At 35.9% G+C, this 23562-nt stretch carries 17 protein-coding genes; 11 read left to right on the plus strand and 6 right to left on the minus strand.

The genetic code is table 11. The features are described 5' to 3' along the window. Window positions 1-5 precede the first annotated feature (5 nt). The 3 genes from MR062_RS05475 to MR062_RS05485 form a co-directional block, all read right to left on the minus strand. A complete protein-coding gene (locus tag MR062_RS05475) occupies window positions 6-1487 on the minus strand; it encodes an alpha-L-fucosidase (RefSeq protein ID WP_242203082.1) in 1482 nt (493 codons plus the stop codon). Window positions 1488-2063: 576 nt separating this feature from the next. Continuing rightward, window positions 2064-2978, minus strand: a complete 915-nt coding sequence (locus MR062_RS05480) for an endonuclease/exonuclease/phosphatase family protein (protein ID WP_242203083.1) — start codon at window positions 2976-2978, stop codon at window positions 2064-2066. 46 nt (window positions 2979-3024) lie between these two features. After that, the gene (locus MR062_RS05485; protein ID WP_242203084.1) at window positions 3025-4140 is read right to left on the minus strand and encodes a formylglycine-generating enzyme family protein; all 1116 of its coding nucleotides are present in this window, start codon (window positions 4138-4140) and stop codon (window positions 3025-3027) included. Window positions 4141-4471: 331 nt separating this feature from the next. Here MR062_RS05485 and MR062_RS05490 point away from each other — a divergent pair, with 331 nt between their 5' ends. The 8 genes from MR062_RS05490 to nadD all read left to right on the plus strand — a co-directional run bounded on the left by MR062_RS05490 (window position 4472) and on the right by nadD (window position 16915). Next, the gene (locus tag MR062_RS05490) at window positions 4472-5041 is read left to right on the plus strand and encodes an RNA polymerase sigma-70 factor (protein WP_242203085.1); all 570 of its coding nucleotides are present in this window, start codon (window positions 4472-4474) and stop codon (window positions 5039-5041) included. Between the two features lie 87 nt (window positions 5042-5128). Continuing rightward, window positions 5129-6130 (plus strand): FecR family protein, encoded by a 1002-nt coding sequence (locus MR062_RS05495; RefSeq protein WP_242203086.1) that lies wholly within the window; start codon window positions 5129-5131, stop codon window positions 6128-6130. 81 nt (window positions 6131-6211) lie between these two features. Further along, window positions 6212-9604, plus strand: a complete 3393-nt coding sequence (locus tag MR062_RS05500; protein WP_242203087.1) for a SusC/RagA family TonB-linked outer membrane protein — start codon at window positions 6212-6214, stop codon at window positions 9602-9604. Window positions 9605-9617: 13 nt separating this feature from the next. Beyond that, window positions 9618-11186, plus strand: a complete 1569-nt coding sequence (locus tag MR062_RS05505) for a SusD/RagB family nutrient-binding outer membrane lipoprotein (protein ID WP_242203088.1) — start codon at window positions 9618-9620, stop codon at window positions 11184-11186. A 112-nt stretch (window positions 11187-11298) separates the two neighbouring features. Further along, a complete protein-coding gene (locus tag MR062_RS05510) occupies window positions 11299-14625 on the plus strand; it encodes a VCBS repeat-containing protein (RefSeq protein ID WP_242203089.1) in 3327 nt (1108 codons plus the stop codon). Window positions 14626-14832: 207 nt separating this feature from the next. Next, entirely contained in the window at window positions 14833-15690 is an 858-nt protein-coding gene (locus tag MR062_RS05515) for a YicC/YloC family endoribonuclease (RefSeq protein ID WP_242203090.1), read from the plus strand. A 38-nt stretch (window positions 15691-15728) separates the two neighbouring features. Further along, window positions 15729-16316, plus strand: coding sequence for a guanylate kinase (gene gmk / locus MR062_RS05520; RefSeq protein WP_242203091.1), 588 nt, complete (start codon window positions 15729-15731; stop codon window positions 16314-16316). A 14-nt stretch (window positions 16317-16330) separates the two neighbouring features. Beyond that, the gene (nadD, locus tag MR062_RS05525; protein WP_242203092.1) at window positions 16331-16915 is read left to right on the plus strand and encodes a nicotinate (nicotinamide) nucleotide adenylyltransferase; all 585 of its coding nucleotides are present in this window, start codon (window positions 16331-16333) and stop codon (window positions 16913-16915) included. A gap of 675 nt (window positions 16916-17590) precedes the next feature. On the opposite strand, the gene MR062_RS05530 is transcribed toward nadD, so the two are convergent. Then, window positions 17591-18526: a nicotinic acid mononucleotide adenyltransferase gene (locus MR062_RS05530; RefSeq protein WP_242203093.1), complete on the minus strand. Its 936-nt coding sequence runs from the start codon at window positions 18524-18526 to the stop codon at window positions 17591-17593. Between the two features lie 133 nt (window positions 18527-18659). Between MR062_RS05530 and MR062_RS05535 the strand changes: the two genes are divergently transcribed. Together MR062_RS05535 and MR062_RS05540 are read left to right on the plus strand one after the other, a co-directional pair. Beyond that, window positions 18660-19661 (plus strand): NAD(P)H-dependent glycerol-3-phosphate dehydrogenase, encoded by a 1002-nt coding sequence (locus MR062_RS05535; RefSeq protein WP_242203094.1) that lies wholly within the window; start codon window positions 18660-18662, stop codon window positions 19659-19661. A 3-nt stretch (window positions 19662-19664) separates the two neighbouring features. Next, a complete protein-coding gene (locus MR062_RS05540; RefSeq protein WP_242203095.1) occupies window positions 19665-20882 on the plus strand; it encodes a glycoside hydrolase family protein in 1218 nt (405 codons plus the stop codon). An 11-nt stretch (window positions 20883-20893) separates the two neighbouring features. Here the strand turns inward: MR062_RS05540 and MR062_RS05545 are convergent, their stop codons facing one another. Beyond that, the gene (locus MR062_RS05545) at window positions 20894-21289 is read right to left on the minus strand and encodes a hypothetical protein (protein ID WP_242203096.1); all 396 of its coding nucleotides are present in this window, start codon (window positions 21287-21289) and stop codon (window positions 20894-20896) included. Window positions 21290-21383: 94 nt separating this feature from the next. Between MR062_RS05545 and MR062_RS05550 the strand changes: the two genes are divergently transcribed. Next, window positions 21384-22379, plus strand: coding sequence for a serine/threonine dehydratase (locus MR062_RS05550; protein ID WP_242203097.1), 996 nt, complete (start codon window positions 21384-21386; stop codon window positions 22377-22379). A gap of 3 nt (window positions 22380-22382) precedes the next feature. Here MR062_RS05550 and pheS read toward each other — a convergent pair whose 3' ends face one another. Then, window positions 22383-23402 carry a phenylalanine--tRNA ligase subunit alpha gene (gene pheS, locus MR062_RS05555; RefSeq protein WP_242203098.1) on the minus strand — a complete coding sequence of 340 codons (1020 nt, stop codon included), beginning with the start codon at window positions 23400-23402 and terminating at the stop codon, window positions 22383-22385. Window positions 23403-23562 lie beyond the last annotated feature (160 nt).

A 23562-nucleotide genomic window follows, 5' to 3' on the forward strand; every position in this document is an offset into this window, starting at 1 on the left:
ATACTTTATTTTTTTGTTATTTTAATAGCATAGGCATAAACATCCGTTGCTTTCATTTTATTAGGTTGGTAACTCGGCATTTCGATTATAAAATCATCTCCGACCTGTTTCCCTTTTAATACATCACCAGTAGCGAGCAATGTAATTTTTGCTTGCTCCGATCCCTTAAAATTTCTTATCGTTACTTCTTCAGACCATTTAGGCGATATGGCGAAGTAAGCCTCATCATTTTGTGTAAAAAACAACTCTTTAACAGCATATCCCGGTTCTGGGTCGACGGTCTGTTTTAAAATAACATCGCCCCCTAAATAATGTTGCTTGGGCATATAATTCTTTTCTCCGTTTAAAGACCACTGAAACGAGTGGTTCCAGGGACGCGTACCATAAATTGCTTCGCCATTGGTTTCCAACCAACCGCCTATTTGCAATAAACGCTCCTGCATAATAACGGGTATTCTACCTCTATCATCAGGACCTATATCTAACAATAGATTACCGCCTGTGCTTACAATATTTATTAATGTTAACACCAAAGCTTTAGGGCTATTATAATCCTGTGCATCTTCGTTTCGGTTATATCCAAATGAAAAGCCCATTCCGCGACATTCTTCCCAAGGCTTATTAAATTCTGGTGTTGCGGCTTCATACTCGGTAGTAAAATACCCCCCATGATGTTTTCTCACACCTTTACCCCACCTGTCATTAATAGCAATCGTTTCCTTTACATTAGATTCATTGAACAGCCATGCCAAGAATTCTTTAGTCTTCCACTTATCGGCTTCCATACTCCATTCACCATCGGGCCACAAAATATCTGGTTCATACTTTACTACCAAATCTTTTATTTGCGGTATAAAATGATCGTTTACAAAACGTTCTCTATCATTTTGCCACCAAGGGTGGTACCATTCATAAAGGGAATAATACAAACCCATTTTAACATCGGTTTTTTTTACTGCAGTAGATAGTTCACCTACCAAATCCCGTTTAGCGCCAACTTCCATACTATTCCAAGCAAAGCCCCTGTCGTTAGCCTGTTCATTGGGCCATAGCGTAAATCCGTCGTGATGCTTAGAAGTTAATACAATGTATTTAGCCCCGGCTTTCTCAAAGAGTTCTGCCCAATCGTCTGGATTGAACAAATCGGCCTTGAACATTTCACCAAAATCATAATAGCTAAAATTTTCACCATAGGTTTTATTATGAAAATTAACGACTTCATCCCCTTTAAACTTTCCATTTCCAAATAGGGATTTGCTTTGCAACCAATATTGATACCATTCGGAATACGTTCCTTTAGGAGACCATGCAGGCACCGAATAAGGTCCCCAATGAATAAATATCCCAAATTTAGCATTCTGAAACCAATTTGGAACTGGTCTTGTGTCTAAAGACTCCCAAGTAGGTTCATAAACTTTATCTTGTGCTTTACACACTAAAACGCTTAAGGTAAAAACTAAAATTAAAATAGATTGAGAATATTTCATAAGCTTTATCTATTGATTATTAATGGCCACCCTCCAATTTATGAAAGCATTGAAAAGTGTCCTTAGGCACAAAACCTTTGATAGTTAAAAGTTTTATTTTCTTATTGAACTTTCTTTATACTATAAACCCCACTCTTAATTTATAAGGGAAATTACACAAACTTAAGCTCACAAAACCTAATTCACTACTATAAATAAAACCAAAGTATGTATTATTTTTGCCCAAATAACTCTTTAAACTCCTCTTATTGCAACTTTAAAGAAATCTCATATCTAGACAATGGAGCCCTCAACTTCATTTATATTCCAAAACCCCAAGTTCGTTTAAACAATTTTATGATGAAAAATGCTACAAGCCTCTTATAAGTGCAAAAAAAGTATTAGTTCTAGTCTTATTATTAGTAGATTTCAATGATGTCTACTTGTAAATTTGTACCATAGTTTAAGATTATTTGAGTTAGTAAATAGTTTAGTTTAAATCAAAAATGGTTTTTGTAGTTTTTTAGGAGTAAGGCCAAGGCTTTGCTCCTAATTTTTTTACACACTTTTCACTCAACTACCATTATTTAAAAACCTTTATTTACTGAATTCTGCTACTACTGGATAGTGATCTGACAGATAAAAAGTATCTTCCTTATTTGCCACTGTTGCATTAATACATTTTTTAGCCAGTATAGGTGAAACTAAAATATAATCTATACGGATGGAGTTTTCGCTTCTACCCTTGCCCTTTTCTACTTCAAAAACCTGTGTAGGGAAACTTATGCGGTCATCCCATCCTTGGGTATACTTTTGAGTAACATCCATTAAGGGAAAACTTAAAAATGTACTTAACACCCCATATTCTAACTGGTCATTAAAAAGGTTTCGAACGTGTTCATGTTGTTTTTCCGATTCTTGCATGGAAGCGACCACAGTTGGTTTATCCTTATATAAATCGGCATCTAAAGGTGAAACCGCATTAAAATCTCCTAAAATCATGTATCTACTTTCTTCACTTGATAGTTTTGACAGTCTATTCAGAATAATTTTTGCCTCTTCCAGTCTCTTCTTGTAACTAAATGGCGAGAAATGCACAACAAAAAAATCAATTCCAGCCGTTTTACAATGCAATGCACCATGATGCATATTCTCTAGAATTTTTTCTTTTATTTCTATTGGCTTGCTCGAAGTAATTCCAACGGGGTAACCATCTGTCTTTAAAATTTCTGCATAACCATGCCCCCAAGCTTTAGCTTCTTCCAATAATTTCTCATGAGTGTATCCGCAAAGTTCTTGAAGCGCTAACACATCTGGCTTTTGTTTATTTACCCAACTTATAAATGCTTTTTTTCTATTGACATCCTTACCCCAGTCAAAGCCATTCCAAATGTTATAACTAATTACTTTTATAGTGGTTCTTTCTAAACCATTACCAGTTTCATACTTAAAAGCCGATAATACCACCACCATCAAACAAAAGAATAGAATGTTAACTTTTTTTAAAATCATTTTTATTGTTTAATAAAATTTACTTTACTGCTTTTGGACAAACGATTTAATCCCTACTCAACATTTCCATAGTCACTACTGTTCTAAACCCAATATGCTCTGCAGAAGAATCCATGCTTGTTCCCATTTTAGCAGAAGCCCTATAACTTGCGCAATAGGAATCACTACATAAAAAAGAACCTCCTTTAATTATTTTTTCTTGTAAATATGGATTGTTCGGATTATAAGCTTTATCGGCTCCTTTAGGGTTTTTTGTTAGTCCATTGGTATTGGCAAGCTCTTGATAATAGTTCACGTTATACCAATCTGAAGTGAACTCCCAAACATTTCCGGCCATATCGTAGAGGCCAAAACTATTTGGCGGATAGGATTTTGCTGGCGCTGTCCTTTCAAAACCATCTTCTAAAGTATTATACACTGGAAACTCACCTTCCCAACTGTTTGCCATTTGAGACAATTTAGAACGATCATCCCCCCAAAAGTAAGTAACATCTTTATTTTTACCCCTAGCGGCATATTCCCACTCGGCTTCTGTGGGCAAGCGATGGCCAGCCCATTCGCAATAGGCCAAGGCATCTTGATAGGCAATGTGGACTACTGGATGGTTATCCTTGCCATCCAAAGTACTTTCTGGTCCGCTGGGGTGCTTCCAATTTACACCTATAGCCCATTGCCACCATTGCGAAAAATCGTAAAGATTGGGAACAGAAGATTTTGTTTTCTTGAACAATAATGATCCTGGCTGTAATATGCTATCATGTGGTTTTGGTGTACCCTCTGGCAATTGCTTTTTCATCTCTTCCCAATTAATATCACGTTCGGCAATGGTAATGTATCCTGTTTCGTCTACAAACTTTTTAAATTGGGCATTGGTAACCTCAGTAATATTCATAAAAAACCCATCTACATAAACTTCGTGTTGGGGTTTTTCATGTTTCATCGCCATTTTATCTTGTGGTACAGCACCCTGCAAAAAAGTCCCTGAGGGAATCCATACCATCCCTTTAGGCGGATTTGCAATAAGACTATCACGCTCGGTCTTTGAAATAATAGCTCCTCTTTCATCATCATTAGACTTTATGGATTCCGATTTTGTGTTTTTACAAGATACTATCATAAAAACACCACAAATTATTGCAACAAGAAACTTTGAATTCTTCATTAGGCTTTTTTAATCTTTAAAGACAAATGTAGTTATCAATAAATTAAATCACATCTATAGGTTGAAAATATTTAATATTGAAGCTTTAAAGACATTGATTAGAAAATAACAAAAATTCATCTAGAATTATACACACTTATGTATTTGTTAAAAATCCAACTTTAAACCTCCTTCCAAGCAAAGTTTAACACAATACAAAGCACTGAACAACAACATATTAAACCCTTTCAAAATAAATATTTATAAAAATTAATTGATTTCTTCAATAATTTTACATTAAATTTGGTCAAACCATCATAATATTTCACCAACCTAAATTAAAAGCTTCTTTTTGAGCAATATAGCTAGCATAAATAATGAAGATTTCATCAATTCAATTAATGAAGGTGACGTCGCTGCTTTTGAAATATTATTTAACCTATACCAATCAAAACTTTTGTTCTTAGCCTCTAATTATATAGCCAATAGAGAGGATGCCGAAGAAATAATACAGAATGTATTTATTAAAATCTGGTCTAAGAAAAATATTAAATCCAATTTAAACGGATATATATACACGCTCACTAAAAATGCATGCTTAGACTATTTAAGAACCAAAAAGCAACAATTGAATATTGAAAACAATTTACTTCAGTTAGAAGCTTCCATAAATTATAATGCACTTTCCGATGATGCCGCTTCTTTGGTTCTTGAGAGGGAGTTAAATGAAGCTGTGTTAAAGTCCATCAACCTCCTTCCTGAAAAATGCAAAGACGTTTTTATTAAGAGTAGAATTGAAGGACTTAAACATAAAGAGATATCAAAAAAAATGAATATTTCTCCAAAAACAGTAGAAAACCATTTAACAAAAGCCCTTAAACATTTAAGGGTATCGCTTCGAGATTTTTTTCATTTTCTATAACATAAAACTTGTCTCTTCGTAAAAAAACACATTTCGACTAGGGGATACCCATGGTTAATTTCGTCATATTAATAGCAGACCTTTAAAATGAACAAAAAACAACTTATAAAGTACTTAAATAATGAATTAGATGCTATCGAAAGAAGAAAAACGATAGAATGGATTAGAAAGCATCCAGACAACCATAAGAAATTCAATATGGTAAAGGCTGAGCATGTTGTATCCACATTTAAAAACATTCCTAATAACCCAGTAAATAATAGCGTCTTTTTTGAAAGGTTTAAAAACAGTATAAAAAAGAGAAAGCCTAAGAAACTATTATTATATGGATGTGCTTCTGCAATAGTTATAATAGCTCTTTTATGGAATTCTAGTGTTCTTGTTAACAATTCGGAAACCATTATTCAAAATCCCCAAAAAGCAACTATTGCTAAATCTGATGGTAGCGTGCGCTTTACTACAAAAAGAGGCGATAGAAAAGAAGTTTATCTACCAGATGGTTCCAAAATAATACTCAATGCAGACAGTCAGTTGATATACCCCAAAGAATTTAATGACAGCCTAAGGGAAGTTACCCTTGTTGGGGAAGCTTTTTTTGATATTAAAAGAAACATCTACAAACCTTTTATTGTTAACTCCAACAATCTTAAAATAAGAGTCCTTGGCACTTCTTTTAATGTAAAATCCTATAGCAAGGACAAAAAAATAGAAACCACGCTTGTGACAGGAAAAGTAGAGCTTATAAAAGACGAAGAGACCCCTATTATATTAGCTCCTTCCCAAAAAGCCGTTTTCTATAAAAAAGAAAACAAGATGGAAATTGAAGAGGTTAAATCACACGATGTTGTGGCCTGGAAAGATGGCAGCCTAATTTTTAACAAAACGCCCTTGCATGAAGTTGCAATTGACTTAGAAAGAAAATATAACGTTAAAATTAATATTAATTCACAAAAACTATTAAACTATGAGTATACAGGTACATTCGACAATTTAAGTATTTATGAAGTACTTAAGGTGTTAACCATTTCCTCACCTATTAAGTACTCTGTTAAAAACAAGGAAATAAAACTCTGGGATGATATAAAATAAAGAAAGAGAATGCCTCCACATTCTCTTTCCAGTTCAAATTATCACTCCGGAAAGTAATAACCCTCTAAACCAAACAAAATTATGAAAAAAAATCTTTTACGGATTATGAAAATTTACATGCTCTTACTTTTTGTTACCATGACAAGGCTTTTTGCTGTTGAGGCCAATGGACAAAATGTTACAATTGATGTGAAGAACATTGAACTTGAAAAAGTTTTCGCTGAAATAGAAACGAAAACCGAACTCAATTTCTTTTACAACAACAGCTTAATTGACGTAACAAAAAAAGTGTCTTTGGAAGCAAAAGACCAAGAGCTTACTCAAGTTCTTAACAACTTGTTTGAAACCACCAATATAGACTACAGGCTATTAAAGGACCAAATTATATTATTCCCTAGAGATAATACGTCTATTATTGAAGTTATTGACGACCTTGTAAACAACGAGAAGTCTCATGAAGAAATTAAAACATTCTTTGAAAGTGTACTTCAAAATGAAATCAAAGGAACTGTAACCGATACTAATGGAGCCCCTGTTCCTGGGGTAAACATAATAATTAAGGATACAACAGTTGGAACACAAACAGATTTTGATGGGAATTATACCATTCAAGCATCAAAAGGCGATATTTTGGAATTTTCGTTTGTAGGTTTGAAATCTGTTTCGGTTACCGTAGGGGACACAAACTCCATTGATGTGGTTATGGTTGAAGATGCCGAAAGTTTAGACGAAGTTGTAGTAACTGCGCTTGGTGTTAAACGGCAAAAAAAATCATTAACCTATGCTACTCAAAATGTAGATGTAGATGGTATAGATGAGGCAAGACCAAATCAAAACTTAGTAAACAGCCTATCGGGTAAAGTAGCTGGTTTATCAATTCAGCGTTCAGGAAATGGTGTTAGCGGTGCTTCCAAAGTTGTACTAAGAGGTAATAGATCAATTGCAGGCAGTAGTCAACCGCTATACATTGTTGATGGTGTTCCACTAGGAGGTGATATTTCTGATTTAAGTCCAGATGATATAGCATCGATAAACGTACTTAAAGGAGCTAATGCAGCTGCTCTTTATGGTGCCCGAGCAAATAACGGAGCTATAATCGTAACAACAAAGTCTGGCAGTAAAGATAGAGTAAGTGTTGATTTAAGCTCTACAATTACCACCGAAACAGCCAATATCCTCTTCGATTATCAAAATCAATATGGCCAAGGAAGTGGCGGTGTTTACAATCCTGCTTCTTTAGGCTCCTGGGGACCTTCTTTAGACGGCAGCTCTGTTGCACACTGGTCACCGAGTCCCGAATTAAGTACTAACCCTTATGCTTATTCTGCTCAGAGAAACAATGTTAAAGATTTTTTTAATACTGGAGTTAGTATTGCCAATAACATCTCTGTACGTTCTGGAAGTGAAAAGAACCAAACCTTTTTTGGTTATACAAACGACATAAAAAAAGGAATTGTTCCTGGAAATGAATTAGAAAGACATAACGTAAGCCTAAAAATTGATAACAAACTAATTAACGATAAATTAAACCTAAGCGCAAAAGTTAACTACATAAGAACAAGTATTGATAATCAATTAGACACTGGAGAAAGCTTTGCAAATCCATTACGCCATGCCTACAGACTACCTAGAAACATTAGAACATCTGATATTCGTACCTTCGAATATATTGAAGCAGCCACCGGAAATATAAGACAGAATTATTGGGACCCCGGAAATAATGGTGGCGCTAACCCTTACTGGACCATTAACAGGAACTTAAATGAAATTACAATCAATAGAGTTATAGGCTATCTTTCTCTCACTTATAATTTTAATGACAATTTAAGTTTGCTTGCAAGGACATCTGTCGATCAACAAACAAATTCCCGAGAGGATAAAGATTACAATGATTCTTATATTATTGCTGATAATGGAGAATACCTTACTGAAAATGGGAATTCTTTGGAATGGAACTCTGATTTTTTATTAACCTATACCAAAGAAATAAATGATAAACTTTCCTTTGACCTTAGCGTAGGTGGAAACCATAGGATTTCTAATTTTAAAACCGTGTCTACAAGCAATGGCGGATTAAACGCTGCTAATATTTTTGCCATTAGTAATGCGTCCAACTTAACAGCAAGCCAAACTTTAGGCCGTAAAGAGGTTAACTCTTTATATAGTTTTGGTCGGTTAGGCTATAATGATGCTCTTTTCTTGGATTTGACCTACAGAAGCGATTGGAGTTCTACTTTACCCAAAGCAAATAATAGGTTTGACTATTTTTCTGCTGGTGTAAGTGCTGTTGTCTCAGACTTAGTATCATTGCCTGATTTTCTTTCTTATTTAAAACTAAGAACTTCTTATGCAGAAGTAGGAAATGATACAAAAGCCTTCAGCTTGGTAAGGACCGCTAACTTAGTTCCTGGTGGTTTCATACAACTATCAACAACACTTCCTAATGCCAACTTAAAACCAGAACGTACAAAATCTTTTGAATTCGGTTTTGATGCACGCTTTTTAGAAAACCGCTTAGGCCTTGATTTTACGTATTATAAAACCAATAGTATTGACCAATTATTTGGCCAACAAGTTACCACTACATCTGGTATCTCTACCAAATTTATAAATGGTGCAGATATTCAAAATAACGGTATTGAATTAATCTTAACGGGTACACCAGTAAAAACAGAAAACTTTTCTTGGGATGTAGCAGTAAACTTTACCAAAAACAATAGCAAGGTTACAAGATTAGCAGAAGGCATCAAAAGTTTAAGCTTTGGTGGTGAATTTGTTAGACAATTTAAGCTAATTGAAGGTGAAGCATGGGGAACTATATTTTCCAGAGGATTCCAAAGAGATGATCAAGGAAGAGTTATTGTTGGCTCCAATGGAGTTCCATTAATCACCTCCGGTCAAGATGTTAACATTGGAAACTACAACCCCGATTGGTTGGGTGGTATAAGCAATACTTTTAGGTATAAAAATTTCAACTTAAGTTTCTTAATTGATATCCGCCAAGGTGGACAGGTAGTGTCATTCACCAATGCTATTTTACTTTCTGACGGCGCACTTAACAGAACCCTAGCTGGCAGAGATGGCTCATTGGTATTTGGCCAGAACATATTTTCTAATAATACTGCCGTGACAGAAGATGGATCCCCTAATAATATTCAAGTTGACTCTGAAACTTTATGGGCAAACTTAGGCGGTAGAAATTCCCCTGTGGGAGAAGCTTTCGTTGAAGATGCATCAAATATTAGAATGCGTGAAATTACATTAGGATATAGTTTTAAACAATCGTTGCTAGACAAGACCCCCTTTAAAAAGGCTAAAATATCTTTGGTTGGCAGAAATTTATTCTTCTTTTCTAACAGCGCTACTGTCGATCCAGAAGTTGTTACAGGCACTGATACAAGTGCAGATGGATTTGAATCATTTGCGCCTCCATCCACAAGAAGTATCGGATTAAATTTAAAATTAGGATTCTAAAAAAGACATGACAATGAAAAACACAATAATAAAATCAATTATAGTATTCTTTACGCCTATTATAATATTCAATTGTACTGGCGATTTCGAAGAACTGAACACCAATCCGCTAACTTTAAGTACCGATAAATTAGAAAGTAGCCAAGCATTACAAGCTCAGGTATTTGCCCAAGCCCAATACACATCGGTAAATGGTTTACACTGGCGCTTCCAAATATCTCAAAATTTGTTCTCAGACATTTGGTGCCAGTACTTTGCAACCACCGCATCTGGATTTGACTCCGATCGCTATGTACAAGTAGGTAGATGGGCAGATTTAGCGTGGAGCTCCTTTTATGGAGAAGCTGCTCCTCAAGTAAAATTAATAGAAGACCTATCCGCTGCCAATAGTAATGATGTAGGTAATGCCATGGCAAAAATATGGCGAGTACATGCTTACCATAGAATTACAGATTATTGGGGACCAGTCCCTTATAGCCAATTTGGAAATGAAGAGTTATCCGTTCCATACGATTCTCAAGAAAGCATCTACACTGATTTCTTTACAACTTTGGATGATGCGGTTAGTAAATTAAAAGCAAATTCTGGAGCTACTTCATTCGCTGCAGGCGATCGCATCTACGGCGGAAATGCAGACAAGTGGCTAAAGTTTGCAAATAGCCTTCGTCTACGTTTGGCTTTGAGAATTAAATATGTTGATGCAGCAAAAGCCAAAAGCGAGGCTGAAAAAGCGGTGGCTGATGGTGTATTTTTAACAAATGACGATAATGCCAGTGTGGTTGTCGATGACACCAATAGAAATCCTTTAGAGACCATTACCGATTGGGGAGAATTTAGAATGAGCGCTACCATGGAAAGTATCTTAAAAGGTTATGACGACCCTCGTATTAGTGCCTATTTTGCGCCTGCTATAGATGGTGATTCCGATGGTGATGGGAATCCCTATGAAGGCTTATTGAATGGCCAAACTAAGGTCACTTTACAGACCAGTCAAAATGCTAGCCATTCAGATTTGGCAACAAAATACATCGATGTGGCCAAAGGAGGTGAAAACCCTCCAATAGAAATAATGAATGCAGCTGAAGTATTCTTCTTAAGAGCTGAAGGAGCATTGGAAGGATGGAACATGGGTGGAACCGCCAGCGACTTATATGCCGATGGTATTAGAATGTCTATGGCTCAACAAACAGGAGCTAGCGCCTCTGATATTGAAGCCTACATAACAAGTAACAATGTACCCGTCCCTTATGCTTCTGGAGCTATGCCTGTAACAGATATCCCTGTAGCATTTTATAGCGACCCAGAAAAACAACTTGAACAAATTATAACACAGAAATGGTTAGCATTATATCCAAATGGATGGGAAGCCTGGGCTGAATTACGAAGAACAGGATATCCAAAGCAATATGCAAGAGTTCAATCTGAAAACCCTGATGTTGCCGCAAATGAAATTATGAGAAGAATGATCTATACAACTAGTGAATTCAACACAAACTCAGAAGCAGTAAATGCCGCAATAGCAAGTCCTGAATTAGGAGGGAATGATAAAAACAACACCAAATTATGGTGGGATAAAAAGTAGTTTAGTTAATTTAATGATAAAACGCCTATAGAATAGTCTCATTTTACAGGCGTTTTTTTCATTAAAATGATACTGCAACAATTTCCTAATTAATTTTAAAAATCAAAATAGAATGATACATATTAGAACAATCATGGTTCACTTAGCAATACTCTTAATTATTTCTGGGTGCCAAAATAAAACAAAGGAAAAAATAAAAAGTGATTCACTATTTACTATAATTTCTCAAGATCATTCTAATTTAATTTTTAGCAATACCGTCAAACAAACTAGGGAAAACAACCATATGATAAATTCAGAATTCATATCTGGAGGTGGTGTGGCTGTTGGAGACATCAATAATGATGGGCTTCAAGATATCTTTTTTACAGGAAATCAGGTAAGGGATCGGTTGTTTTTAAATAAAGGAGATTTTAAATTTGAAGACATCTCAATTAAAGCTGGCATTAGCCAAGACAACAAATGGTCTATGGGAGTCACCTTTGTAGATATAGACAATGATGGTGACCAAGACATCTACGTTTGCAGAAGCATCTATCTTGAAAACCACAAAAGCGCCAATCAACTTTATATTAACAATGGCGACCTAACATTTACCGAAAAAGCAGCCGAGTTTGGATTAAATGACAAAGGATTTTCTGTACAAGCAATATTTTTTGATTATGACAATGATGGATTATTAGATGTTTATGTGGTAAACCAACCTCCAAGTATTCCAAATATTGGTGATAAAATGAATGTAACACGCTTCTCCGATATACTTTTTAGTGACAGGCTTTACAAAAATAACGGCAATGGGACATTTGAAGACCAAACTATATCCAGCAATATCAGAAATTTTGGCTTTGGGCTATCAGCTTCAGTTGGAGATTTTAATAATGATGGTTGGCAAGATATATACGTTTCCAACGATTTCGATGTGGCCGACCATTTGTACATCAATCAAAAAGATGGCACATTTAAAGATAACATTCGTGAAGCTACGAAACATATATCCTTCTTTAGTATGGGAAGCGATATTGCAGATTATGATAATGATGGCAATCTAGATATCGTTGTTGTAGATATGGTAGCAGAAGATCACAAAAGAATAAAGACCCACATGGGAGGCATGCAACCGGAAAAATTTTGGAATATTGTCAATAAAGGAGGCCATTACCAGTACATGTTTAATACGCTACAAAGGAACAATGGGAATGGGACATTTAGTGAACTGGGGCAATTAGCAGGTGTAACGAACACCGATTGGAGTTGGGCACCCCTTTTTGCCGATTTTGATAATGACGGTTTTAAAGATCTTTTTGTTACCAATGGTATAAAAAGTAATATTCGTAATAGTGACCTACTTAACAAATACCAACAAAAACTGGATAGCATAAAAAAAGTTGCTCAACAACAAAATATGGACCCAACAAAAATGATAGACGTCATGGAATTTGTTGAAATGGCTCCTACAGATAAGCTCCCAAATTACATATATAAAAACAATGGCGATTTAACCTTTAGCAACAAAGTTAAGGATTGGGGCATGGAACTCCCAACATTATCAAATGGTGCAGCCTATGCAGACTTTGATAATGATGGCGATTTGGATCTTGTGATTAATAACATCGATGATAATGCTTTACTCTATAGAAATAATGCTGTAGAAAATAAGACAGGGAATTATTTGAGATTTAAAATGTCTACAGATGAAAATGGAATTATTTATGGCACAAAAATAATCCTATATAAAGCAGATAAGATATGGCAGGTTAACCAAATAGTGAACTCTCGAGGCTACATGTCGAAATGCGAAGATATCGCTCACTTCGGTATTGGAGATCAGAATACAATAGAAAAAGCAGTTATCCAGTGGCCTGATGGGAGTGAAAAAACAATAAATAATCTGGAAGCCAATAAAGTATATCAAATTTCAAAAGACCTTTCCGAAAACGAAACGGATAAACAGAGTGCACCAAAAACAACCATGTTTAAGGAAGTTACCGCAGCTTTAAATCTTTCTCAAATAAGGCATATCGAAAATAATAACGATGATTTCAAGTATGAAGTTTTATTACCCCATAAAATGTCTCAATTTGGCCCGGCTATAGCTGTGGGCGACGTCAACGGCGACAACAAAGATGATTTCTTTTTAGGTGGTGCTGCAGGGGCTTCAGGAAAACTTTTCATTCAAAATAACAATGGAACTTTTAACGAAATTCAACAAGGCGCATGGACACAGGATCAGGCAAGTGAAGATATGGGGGCTACCTTTGTTGATGTAGACAACGATAACGATCTGGACCTGTATGTTGTTAGTGGAGGTAATGAATTTAATGTAGATGCCCCAGAGCTACAAGACCGATTATATATAAATAATGGTAGAGGTAAATTCTCTAAAAGCCAAAATAAACTTCCAAAAGACTATACCAGCGGATCGTGTGTCATCCCCAATGATTTTGACAAGGATGGTGATATAGACCTCTTTATTGGTGGTAGGCTAACACCCCGTAAATACCCGTTGCCCGCTACCAGTTGTATTCTGGAAAACAAAGGAGGACATTACGTTAATGTAGCCAAAGAAAAAGCTCCAGACCTTAAAAATCTGGGACTGGTTACCTCAGCCGATTGGGGAGATTTCAATAAAGATGGATTAAATGACCTTGTGGTTGTGGGAGAATGGATGCCCATAACCTTCTTTTACCAGACTAAAGAAGGTAAATTTAATAAACAATCAATACCTAATAGTGAAGGTTGGTATTACAGTGTTAAAGTGACCGATATGGACAATGACCAAGACAGCGATTTAATTGTAGGCAATCTAGGCCTAAATTATAAATACAAAGCTTCTGTTGAAGAACCTTTCGAAGTATATAGCTACGACTTTGATAACAATGGCAGTCTTGATATCGTGCTAAGCTATTACGAACATGGTATAGCATTTCCTGTTAGGGGAAAAAGTTGCTCTACACAACAAATCCCCTCTTTAAAAGAAAAATTCCCTACCTATGAAGCGTTTGGCAATTCAGATTTGGCCGATATTTACGGAACATCACTAAGTGATGCTTTAAACCTAAAATCCAAAACCTTTGCTTCAGCATATATTGAAAACCTAGGCGAGGGGCATTTTAACATTAAACCGCTGCCCTCTCTGGCACAGGTTTCATCAATCAACAGCATACTAATTAACGATTATGATTCCGATGGTAATAAAGACCTACTTATAACAGGAAACCTATTTACCTCAGAAATTGAAACACCCAGGAATGATGCAGGCACAGGGTTGCTGCTAAAAGGTAATGGAGCAGGTGATTTCCACCCTACATCAATTAAAGAAAGTGGTTTCTTTACGCCTGGGGATGCCAAACAAATGAAAACTATTAAGGTTGGTGACAAACAAATTATTTTGGTTGCCAACAACAACGATTATCTTCAGGCTATTGAATACACTCCTTAAATTAATGTCCCTAACTTCAAAAGAACTAATCATCGCCGCTAAAAAACATAAAATTTAAGAAAAATATAACCACTATCTTTCTGCCAATAGGCAGAAAGATTTACATAAACTTGTTTTAATCCTATGGCTAAGGTATGCTCAAAAAAGGCCATACACATTTCTAATGAAAAAATTCATGTACTTTTGCATAACTTAAAACATCCGTTTATGATACATTCAATGACAGGTTATGGAAAATCTGTATTGCAATTACCAACAAAAAAATTAACCATAGAGCTTAAATCGCTCAACAGCAAAAACCTTGATCTCAATGCGAGAATGCCTTCTTTATATAGGGAAAAAGAATTGGCGATTAGAAAATTGCTGGCCAATGCATTGGAACGCGGTAAAGTTGATTTTTCCATTTATGTTGAAACAACTGCAGAAGATACTTCAACTCAAATAAATACCCCTGTTGTAAAACAGTATATAGAACAATTAAGAAATGTTGTTAATGGGGATGAAATAGAGCTTCTTAAAATGGCCGTTCGTTTTCCCGATGCCCTAAATACAGTTCGTGAAGAAATTGATGAAAATGAATGGCAAATCATTGAAGCCGAAATTAAAAAAGCCATAGACGATTTAAACGATCACCGTTTGGATGAAGGTAAAGTTCTGGAAGCCGATTTTAGAAATAGAGTTAACACTATAAATGCTATCCTAGATGATGTTATTAAAATGGATCCCGAACGTATTGAAGGGGTGCGGGAACGTTTAAACAAAGGTGTTGAAGACCTAAAAGATAAGTTCGACGAAAACCGCTTTGAACAGGAGCTTATTTTCTACATTGAAAAATTGGACATTACCGAAGAGAAAGTGCGCTTAAAAAACCACTTAAACTATTTTATTGAGTGTTTAAACTCTAAAGACTCCAATGGCAAAAAGCTCGGATTTATAAGTCAGGAAATGGGTCGGGAAATTAATACTATTGGTTCCAAGAGCAACTATGCCCCCATGCAACAGTTAGTGGTTCAAATGAAAGATGAACTCGAAAAAATAAAGGAACAATTATTAAACGTACTTTAGGAAGTACCTTCTTCAGTATAAAAAATTTAAAAACTTTCGTGGAAAACAACAACTCTAAACAAGGTAAACTTATTGTATTTTCGGCACCTTCAGGTTCTGGAAAAACCACTATTGTTAGACACTTATTAGGCATAGACCGTTTAAATTTAGAATTTTCAATCTCGGCAACATCCAGAGCAAAACGGGGTACCGAGGTCGACGGCAAAGACTATTACTTTTTATCGGCTCAGGAATTTAAAAACAAAATAAAGAATGAAGCGTTTTTGGAATGGGAAGAAGTATATCGCGATAATTTTTACGGCACCTTAAAAAGTGAAGTGGAACGTATTTGGGCGAAAGGCAAACATGTTATTTTCGATATTGACGTGTCTGGTGGTTTACGCATAAAACGTAAATATCCAGAGCAAACCATTGCTGTTTTTGTAAAACCACCCAGTATAGACGAACTAAAAATACGCCTTAAGAAGCGCAAGACCGAAAGCGAGGATAAAATTAATATGCGTGTTGCCAAAGCATCAGCAGAATTAGCAACAGCACCTTTATTTGATGTGATTATAGAAAATGACCATTTGGAAAAAGCGCTCAAAGATGCCGAAACCATTATAGGTGATTTTGTTAACTCTTAACTAATTCTTTAATAATGAAAGTTGGTTTGTTCTTTGGTTCCTTTAACCCTATACATGTAGGCCATTTAATAATTGCCAACCATATAGTGGAATACAGCGATCTCGATCAAGTTTGGTTTGTAGTGACCCCGCACAGTCCCTTTAAAAAGAAAAACAGCTTATTGGACAATTACCAACGTTTGGAAATGGTATATCGCGCTACAAAAGAGTATACCAACCTAAAACCTAGCGACATTGAATTTAATCTGCCCCAACCCAACTATACCATAAATACGCTGGTACATTTACAAGAAAAATACCCAAAAAATGAATTTGCCTTGATTATGGGCGAAGACAATTTAAAGAGTTTCCACAAATGGAAAAACTACGAACTCATCCTCGAAAACCATCATTTGTATGTCTATCCTAGGGTTTCACAGGGAACTATAGATACCCAATTTCACAAGCACAATAAAGTACATTTTATTGATGCTCCCATTATGGAAATATCATCAACTTTTATCCGTCAATCTATTAAGGACGGTAAAGACGTAAAGCCCATGTTACCTGAATTGGTTTGGGAGTACTTGGATGAAATGAATTTTTACAAGTCAACTTAACGATTACATTTTTTGGTGTTGTAAAAATTTCCAACTATTTTCGTTGTCGCCTCACTTATTCATGACCAACCACCTGCTAAAAAGTAATTGTTAAATGCTTTTTATGTTGAAGTTATGGTTAATTTATAAAAACCAAATATTGAAAAGGCAACTATTATTTTCATTTATAATCTCGGTCCTATTTGTAGCTATAAATGCAAGCCATTTGTGGAAAGACAATGAAGGGGCTTTTATTTTTTTTGGGGAGGCTTTTTTAATGATTGCTTTACTAATCGCTGGAATCATTCAACTGATTAATATTGGGGTAATGGTTTTTAAGAAAACGTTTGAATTTGAAAGACTCTTTTTAACTGCTTTTAACGTTGGGTTATTATCAATCTTGTTTTTTACCCAAATAGAATTATTATGCTTTCTGAAATAAAAATATTTTTATTCTATAGATTTTAAACTATCTAATATGGCAAATGTAAATCAGCGTAAAAGAACCTTTTAACCTGTAATCACATAAATCCCTAATAAAAAAACCGCCTAAAACAAGTTGCTTTAAACGGCTTTTCAACTAAATAACCAACCAAAATAATGTGAAATTCTAATTTGAGTTGTGAAAACAACATTCAAATTAGCTAGTTGAACGTATCCTGCTGCAGAACAGGATCTCATCCATTTATTTTTTATTTAAACCCTAGTGTTATCCCTCGGGTTGGGCACTTTGTCTTTTCTAGGTTTACGCATTTTATCTGTTGTTCCTGTAGCGGTTTCTCCTTTCGTTTTTGCAGTCTTTAAATACTGTATATAACCACGTCCTTCAAACTCGTATACCGTTTCGGAAGCAGGGTGAAATAACTCTATCTTTCCATCATTAATAACGCTCAATTCGAAATATTCATTATTGAAATAATCATAATCTAATGTTAAAGTTTTTAGGTACATATTTCCTGTGACGTCACCAACACCATAAACGCCTGTGTAATCCCATACCAAGTTTGCAGGGTCCATCCCTACTTCGTCTTGTGAACTCTGAAATGTCGAATCGTTTCCTCCAGCTAAAAATTGCAGATAATTTTCATTATCAAACTCATTAATAGCACCATATTCGCTAGTATAGGTCTTTTCCCAAGCCTCATATTCCTGTAAGAAATAATGAATGTTATCATAAAACACAAAATCATAATCGAAATTGCTGCGTTGGTACCCCTCTAAAAAATAAGAGGTATCATTATTAAGGTTGTAAAGTTCTATGGTATTACTATCTACCTGATAGACATCAAAGGTCTCAAACCCATCAATATCATGATATACATCTAAAATCATATCGTAAGCTTCATATTCACCTATATCAATACCAAAACCATTCCCCGTGTCTCCAATACCAACAATATTATTGTTCGCATACACTACCCCATTTCTAAATGAAATGGTAAATGCTTTTTGCAAAAAGGGCGTTTCTCCATAGCCTACCGTTTTATTAATATCTACGTACCATAATTCATGGGACGCTAGCAATTGATGAATTGAAATTCCGGGTTCGTCCTCAACGATAACTTCAGTATAACAGGAAGTAAATAATGTTGCAAACAACGAGATACTTAAGAGTAATTTTACAGTCTTCATAATCAAACATGTTTTGGGTTTCTTCTGAAGTAATTCCAAAACACGTGCCAAAAATCAAAAACATTATAAAATGCTACCTTAGCCAAGAGCAATATTTTGTTTATTTTTGATCCCTATAATCATTTCTCTTCTTATGGACAACCCTTTAAAATATGCTGTTTTTGGTGCTGGTAGCTGGGCCACGGCCATAGTAAAAATGCTATGTGAAAATTTAGATGAAGTAGGGTGGTATATGCGAAGTATATACACCAAAGAACATTTATTAAAAGAACAGCACAACCCCAATTACTTAAGCTCGGTTGAATTTCATTTAGAACAATTAAAACTAAGCAACGACATTAATGAAATGGCATCTTATGCCGATGTGTTAATTTTTGTAATTCCTTCGGCCTTTATTTATAGCGAACTGGAAAAGCTTAATGTAGATATTTCCAATAAAATAGTGGTTTCTGCGGTTAAAGGTATTGTCCCAGAAACAGGACTATTGGTTGGCGAGCATTTTAATGAAACCTATAACATCCCTTTCGAGAATATTGCCGTTATTGCAGGCCCATGCCATGCCGAAGAAGTCGCCTTAGAACGTTTGTCTTACCTAACCATCTCCTGTGCTGATCCCAACAAAGCAAGGGCTATAGCCAAAAACCTTTCCAGTGATTATATAAAAACCAAAATTAGCGATGATATTGTAGGCGTAGAATATGCCGTTATGCTAAAAAATATCTATGCCATTGCTGCTGGTATTGCCCATGGCTTAGGTTATGGCGATAATTTCCAGAGTGTTTTAATGAGCAACTCCATTAGGGAAATGAAACGATTCATTAAAAAGATGCATAAAATAAAACGCAACATAAATAACTCCGCCTATTTGGGGGACTTGTTGGTAACGGGGTATTCTACATTTTCCAGAAACCGCATGTTTGGCAATATGATAGGCAAGGGTTACACGGTAAAAAGTGCCATGATGGAAATGAATATGGTTGCAGAAGGTTACTACGCCACCAAAAGCGCACATGAATTAAACCTAAAAAATTTAAAAAAGACTCGACTTCCTATTATAAATGCAGTATACGGTGTGCTTTACGAAAACAAAAACCCTAAAAAGGTATTTAAAAAACTAACCGAGAAATTGGATTAACCCATGATATTGCGCCTATTTAGTATCACTTTAATCGTATTATTATTAAGTTGTAACTCTAAAAAACCTAACGAATTAAAGGTTTTCGCTCAGCCTATAGACGCTAAAATTAATGGTGATATTTTAGAAGGAACTTCTGTTTTAAACGATTCCACACATTTTGTTTGGGGCGGAAGCGTGGTTAAAGGGGAGGATGGTAAATACCATATGTTGTATAGCACCTGGGAATGTGGCGATTCCATTCCTAGTTTTAGTCAATCGTGGGTATTACATTCTAAAATAGCCTATGCTGTATCGGAATATCCGAATAGAGGCTTTAAATTTCAAAAGGTAGTGTTGGAAGGGCGTGCTTTAACTGGAGATTCCCTAGCTTGGGACGCACAAATGGTCCATAATCCGCATCTTAAAAAGTTCAATAATAAATATTACCTGTACTACATAGGTTCTAAGGATCCAGGAATACAACCCAAAGGTTCGCCAGGCGAGAAATTAAGTAAAAGGGATCGCATACAGCAAAACCAAAAAATAGGCGTTATTGCATTCGATAACTTCCAACAATTAGTTTCTGGTAATTTCAAACGTCCAAACGCACCGTTATTATCGCCCAGAACCCGTGTTAAGCCTAACAATATTGTCAATCCTTCTCCCGAAGGCACAATTACTAAACCAGATAATATTATTGTGGTTAACCCATCGGTTGTACAACGGCCTTCAGACGGTAAATACCTGCTTTACTTTAAAGGCAATGTATATCTTCCTTCATGGCGTGGTGTACATGGCGTTGCCATAGGAGATACCCCAACAGGCCCATTCACCCCCTTAGACCCTTATGTTTTTGATATAAAAATGGACGATGGCTCTATTGCTTCGGCTGAAGATCCTTATGTCTGGTATCACAATCAACATGAAAAATTCTATGTGGTATTTAAAGACTTTACGGGGAAAATCACGAATGCTGTACCTGGATTAGCTGTTTTAGAATCGAATGATGGTATCATATGGACAAAAACCCAAAATCCATTGTTTATGAAAAAACAACTGATACTTAACAATGGTGATACCATTAAGGTCGATCGTTTGGAACGCCCACAGTTGTTAATTGATGACAACGGTTTTCCAACGACGCTTTACTGCGCCTCTGCTTTAGTAAATGTTAACAATCGTAAAGATGGTAGTTCGTTTAATGTGCAGATTCCTTTAGAGGTAAGGGATACTAAATAAACTTTAGTAAATTACTTCACCAAAACCCCTTTAACCTGCATTAAAGGTACGGGTCGTAATGCTTTTTCGTTTATCGTATTTTTTCTAAATACATAGGTATTATCAAACATTTGATTGCCTTCAAAAAAGGAAACCTTAAAGGTATTGTTAAGTGCAAATAGCTCCTCTTGCATCAACTCAATCTTAGCGTAACTCTTTTTGGGCAGCACATCAATACGTTTTCTAAACACCGATGTCGTTTTATCTTGTGAATATCCACTGGTTACAATAATAACCATCTCTATGTCTACCTCTTTATCGTTAATAATATAAGCACTCCAGTCTTGCGTATTATATACCTCATTAAATTCGTTTACTACCGCAATATAAACACCTTCTACTTGTGGAATTTGGATATCCTTTTTCATTAGAAACTAAATTAAGGCTTCAAAAATAATGGATTTCGACCATTATTATAGTAATATTGATATATTTGATTTGAAGACACCTTTCTTTAAAATTATGAACACCCAACTAGCACTAAAAGATATCGTTAAAGCCAAGTCGCGAATCGATGGCGTTATCAATGAAACTCCGGTTATTACTTCTTCATTATTGAATGCATGGTTGGGACACACCATTTATTTTAAAGCTGAAGGGTTTCAAAAAATTGGGGCGTTTAAAGCACGGGGCGCCAGCAATACTATAGCTTGGTTAATTGAAAACGACCTTACCCCAAAACATATCGTAGCCAACAGTTCTGGAAATCATGCACAAGCTGTGGCATGGGCTGCTAAACGGTTTAATATTCCAGCGACCATTTACATGCCTGCTTATGCTTCAAAAGTTAAAATCCAGGCCACTAAAGCCTATGGAGCCGAAGTTATTTTATGCCAAACCAGGCAAGAGGCAGATGCATTAGTGAAACAAACCTCAGAAGAAAAAAGCATCTATTGGATTCCGCCCTACAATCACGAACAGGTAATTTGCGGTCAAGGCACAGCCGCTTTTGAGGCCATAAAGGCCATAGGATCTGTTGAAGCGGTATTTGCCCCTTGTGGTGGTGGCGGTTTGTTATCTGGCTCTTTAATCGCCGCAAAAGGCTTATCGAAAACAACGCAGGTTATTGGTGCCGAACCCCTAATGGGAAATGATGCTGCCGAATCACTTCGCAAAAATACCATTCAACATTTAACCGAAGCGCCTAAAACTTTAGCCGACGGCGCGATGACCTTGGCCGTAGGCGATATTACTTTTGAATACTTAAAACAGCTAGATGGCTTTTATGAAATTACTGAAGAAGCCATCATTTATTGGACACAATGGCTTACCCATTTACTTAAATTACGTATTGAACCCACTAGTGCCCTTTCTATGGAAGCTGCTTTTCAATGGCTACAAAAACAACAGCAAAAACAAACGGTAGTCATTATTTTATCTGGAGCCAATATAGACCAAGAAACCACCAAAAAAATATGGGAAAACGATTGTTTGACAACCGAACCGTATAAACGCTAAATATTATAAGGCACTTTTAAACTGCTCTAAAAAGCGCACATCATTTTCACTTAACAGGCGAATATCACTAATTTGATGAAGCAATAAAGCAATACGATCGATTCCCATACCAAAAGCGAAACCAGAGTATTCCTTAGAGTCTATACCACAGTTTTCCAAAACATTGGGATCTACCATACCACAGCCCATAATTTCCAACCAACCGGTGCCTTTGGTCATTTTATAATCTGTTTCGGTTTCCAGGCCCCAATACACATCCACTTCGGCACTAGGCTCTGTAAACGGAAAGTAAGATGGGCGTAAACGTATTTTACTCTTGCCAAACATTTCGGTAGTGAAATGCTGCAAGGTTTGCTTAAGGTCGGCAAAACTAACATCCTTATCAATATAGAGGCCTTCTACCTGGTGAAAAAAGCAATGCGAGCGTGCCGAAATGGCTTCGTTTCTATACACCCTTCCTGGTGAAATGGTACGTATAGGCGGTTTATTGTTTTCCATATAACGCACCTGCACAGAACTGGTATGGGTACGCAATAGAATATCTGGATTGGTCTGGATAAAAAAGGTATCCTGCATATCGCGTGCAGGGTGGTATTCCGGAAGGTTCAAGGCCGTAAAATTATGCCAATCGTCTTCTATTTCCGGTCCCTCACTTACATTAAAACCAATACGGGAAAAGATATCGATAATTTGATTCTTCACAATAGAAATAGGGTGACGTGCCCCTAGCTGAATAGGTTCTCCTGGACGCGACAAATCTCCATAAATACCCTTAACCTCCTCTTTACTATCTAACTCCAATTTTAAGGTATTGACTTTTTCTTCAGCAGTGTTTTTAAGCTGATTAATAATTTGCCCAAACTCTCTTTTCTGTTCGTTAGCGACATTTTTTAACTCGCCATAAAATTCTTTTAGCAATCCTTTGGATCCTAAATATTTTATTCTGAAAGTCTCAACTTCTTCTTTTGTTTGCGCTTTAAAAGCTTCTGCTTCTTCAATAAGCTCTTTTATCTTATCTATCATGATATCTTACTTGTAATGAATCTATTTCAGTATTCAAAAACTGAGGGCAAATTTAATGAAAATATTGGCATTACGAGGATGCGCCCGTGTAAAAGTGATTCCTGAAATAACGTTTAATATCGTTTTTCAAACACCATCATCGGAGAAAATGATTTCTCTA

This window comes from Aestuariivivens insulae, assembly GCF_022662195.1.
GTDB lineage: Bacteria > Bacteroidota > Bacteroidia > Flavobacteriales > Flavobacteriaceae > Aestuariivivens > Aestuariivivens insulae.

Coding starts and splice junctions, on each gene's coding strand:
- MR062_RS05475 (WP_242203082.1), bottom strand. CDS start 1,487: ATGAAATATTCTCAATCTATTTTAATTTTAGTTTTTACCTTAAGCGTT.
- MR062_RS05480 (WP_242203083.1), bottom strand. CDS start 2,978: ATGATTTTAAAAAAAGTTAACATTCTATTCTTTTGTTTGATGGTGGTG.
- MR062_RS05485 (WP_242203084.1), bottom strand. CDS start 4,140: ATGAAGAATTCAAAGTTTCTTGTTGCAATAATTTGTGGTGTTTTTATG.
- MR062_RS05495 (WP_242203086.1), top strand. CDS start 5,129: ATGAACAAAAAACAACTTATAAAGTACTTAAATAATGAATTAGATGCT.
- MR062_RS05500 (WP_242203087.1), top strand. CDS start 6,212: ATGAAAAAAAATCTTTTACGGATTATGAAAATTTACATGCTCTTACTT.
- MR062_RS05505 (WP_242203088.1), top strand. CDS start 9,618: ATGAAAAACACAATAATAAAATCAATTATAGTATTCTTTACGCCTATT.
- MR062_RS05510 (WP_242203089.1), top strand. CDS start 11,299: ATGATACATATTAGAACAATCATGGTTCACTTAGCAATACTCTTAATT.
- MR062_RS05515 (WP_242203090.1), top strand. CDS start 14,833: ATGATACATTCAATGACAGGTTATGGAAAATCTGTATTGCAATTACCA.
- nadD (WP_242203092.1), top strand. CDS start 16,331: ATGAAAGTTGGTTTGTTCTTTGGTTCCTTTAACCCTATACATGTAGGC.
- MR062_RS05530 (WP_242203093.1), bottom strand. CDS start 18,526: ATGAAGACTGTAAAATTACTCTTAAGTATCTCGTTGTTTGCAACATTA.
- MR062_RS05535 (WP_242203094.1), top strand. CDS start 18,660: ATGGACAACCCTTTAAAATATGCTGTTTTTGGTGCTGGTAGCTGGGCC.
- MR062_RS05540 (WP_242203095.1), top strand. CDS start 19,665: ATGATATTGCGCCTATTTAGTATCACTTTAATCGTATTATTATTAAGT.
- MR062_RS05545 (WP_242203096.1), bottom strand. CDS start 21,289: ATGAAAAAGGATATCCAAATTCCACAAGTAGAAGGTGTTTATATTGCG.
- MR062_RS05550 (WP_242203097.1), top strand. CDS start 21,384: ATGAACACCCAACTAGCACTAAAAGATATCGTTAAAGCCAAGTCGCGA.
- pheS (WP_242203098.1), bottom strand. CDS start 23,402: ATGATAGATAAGATAAAAGAGCTTATTGAAGAAGCAGAAGCTTTTAAA.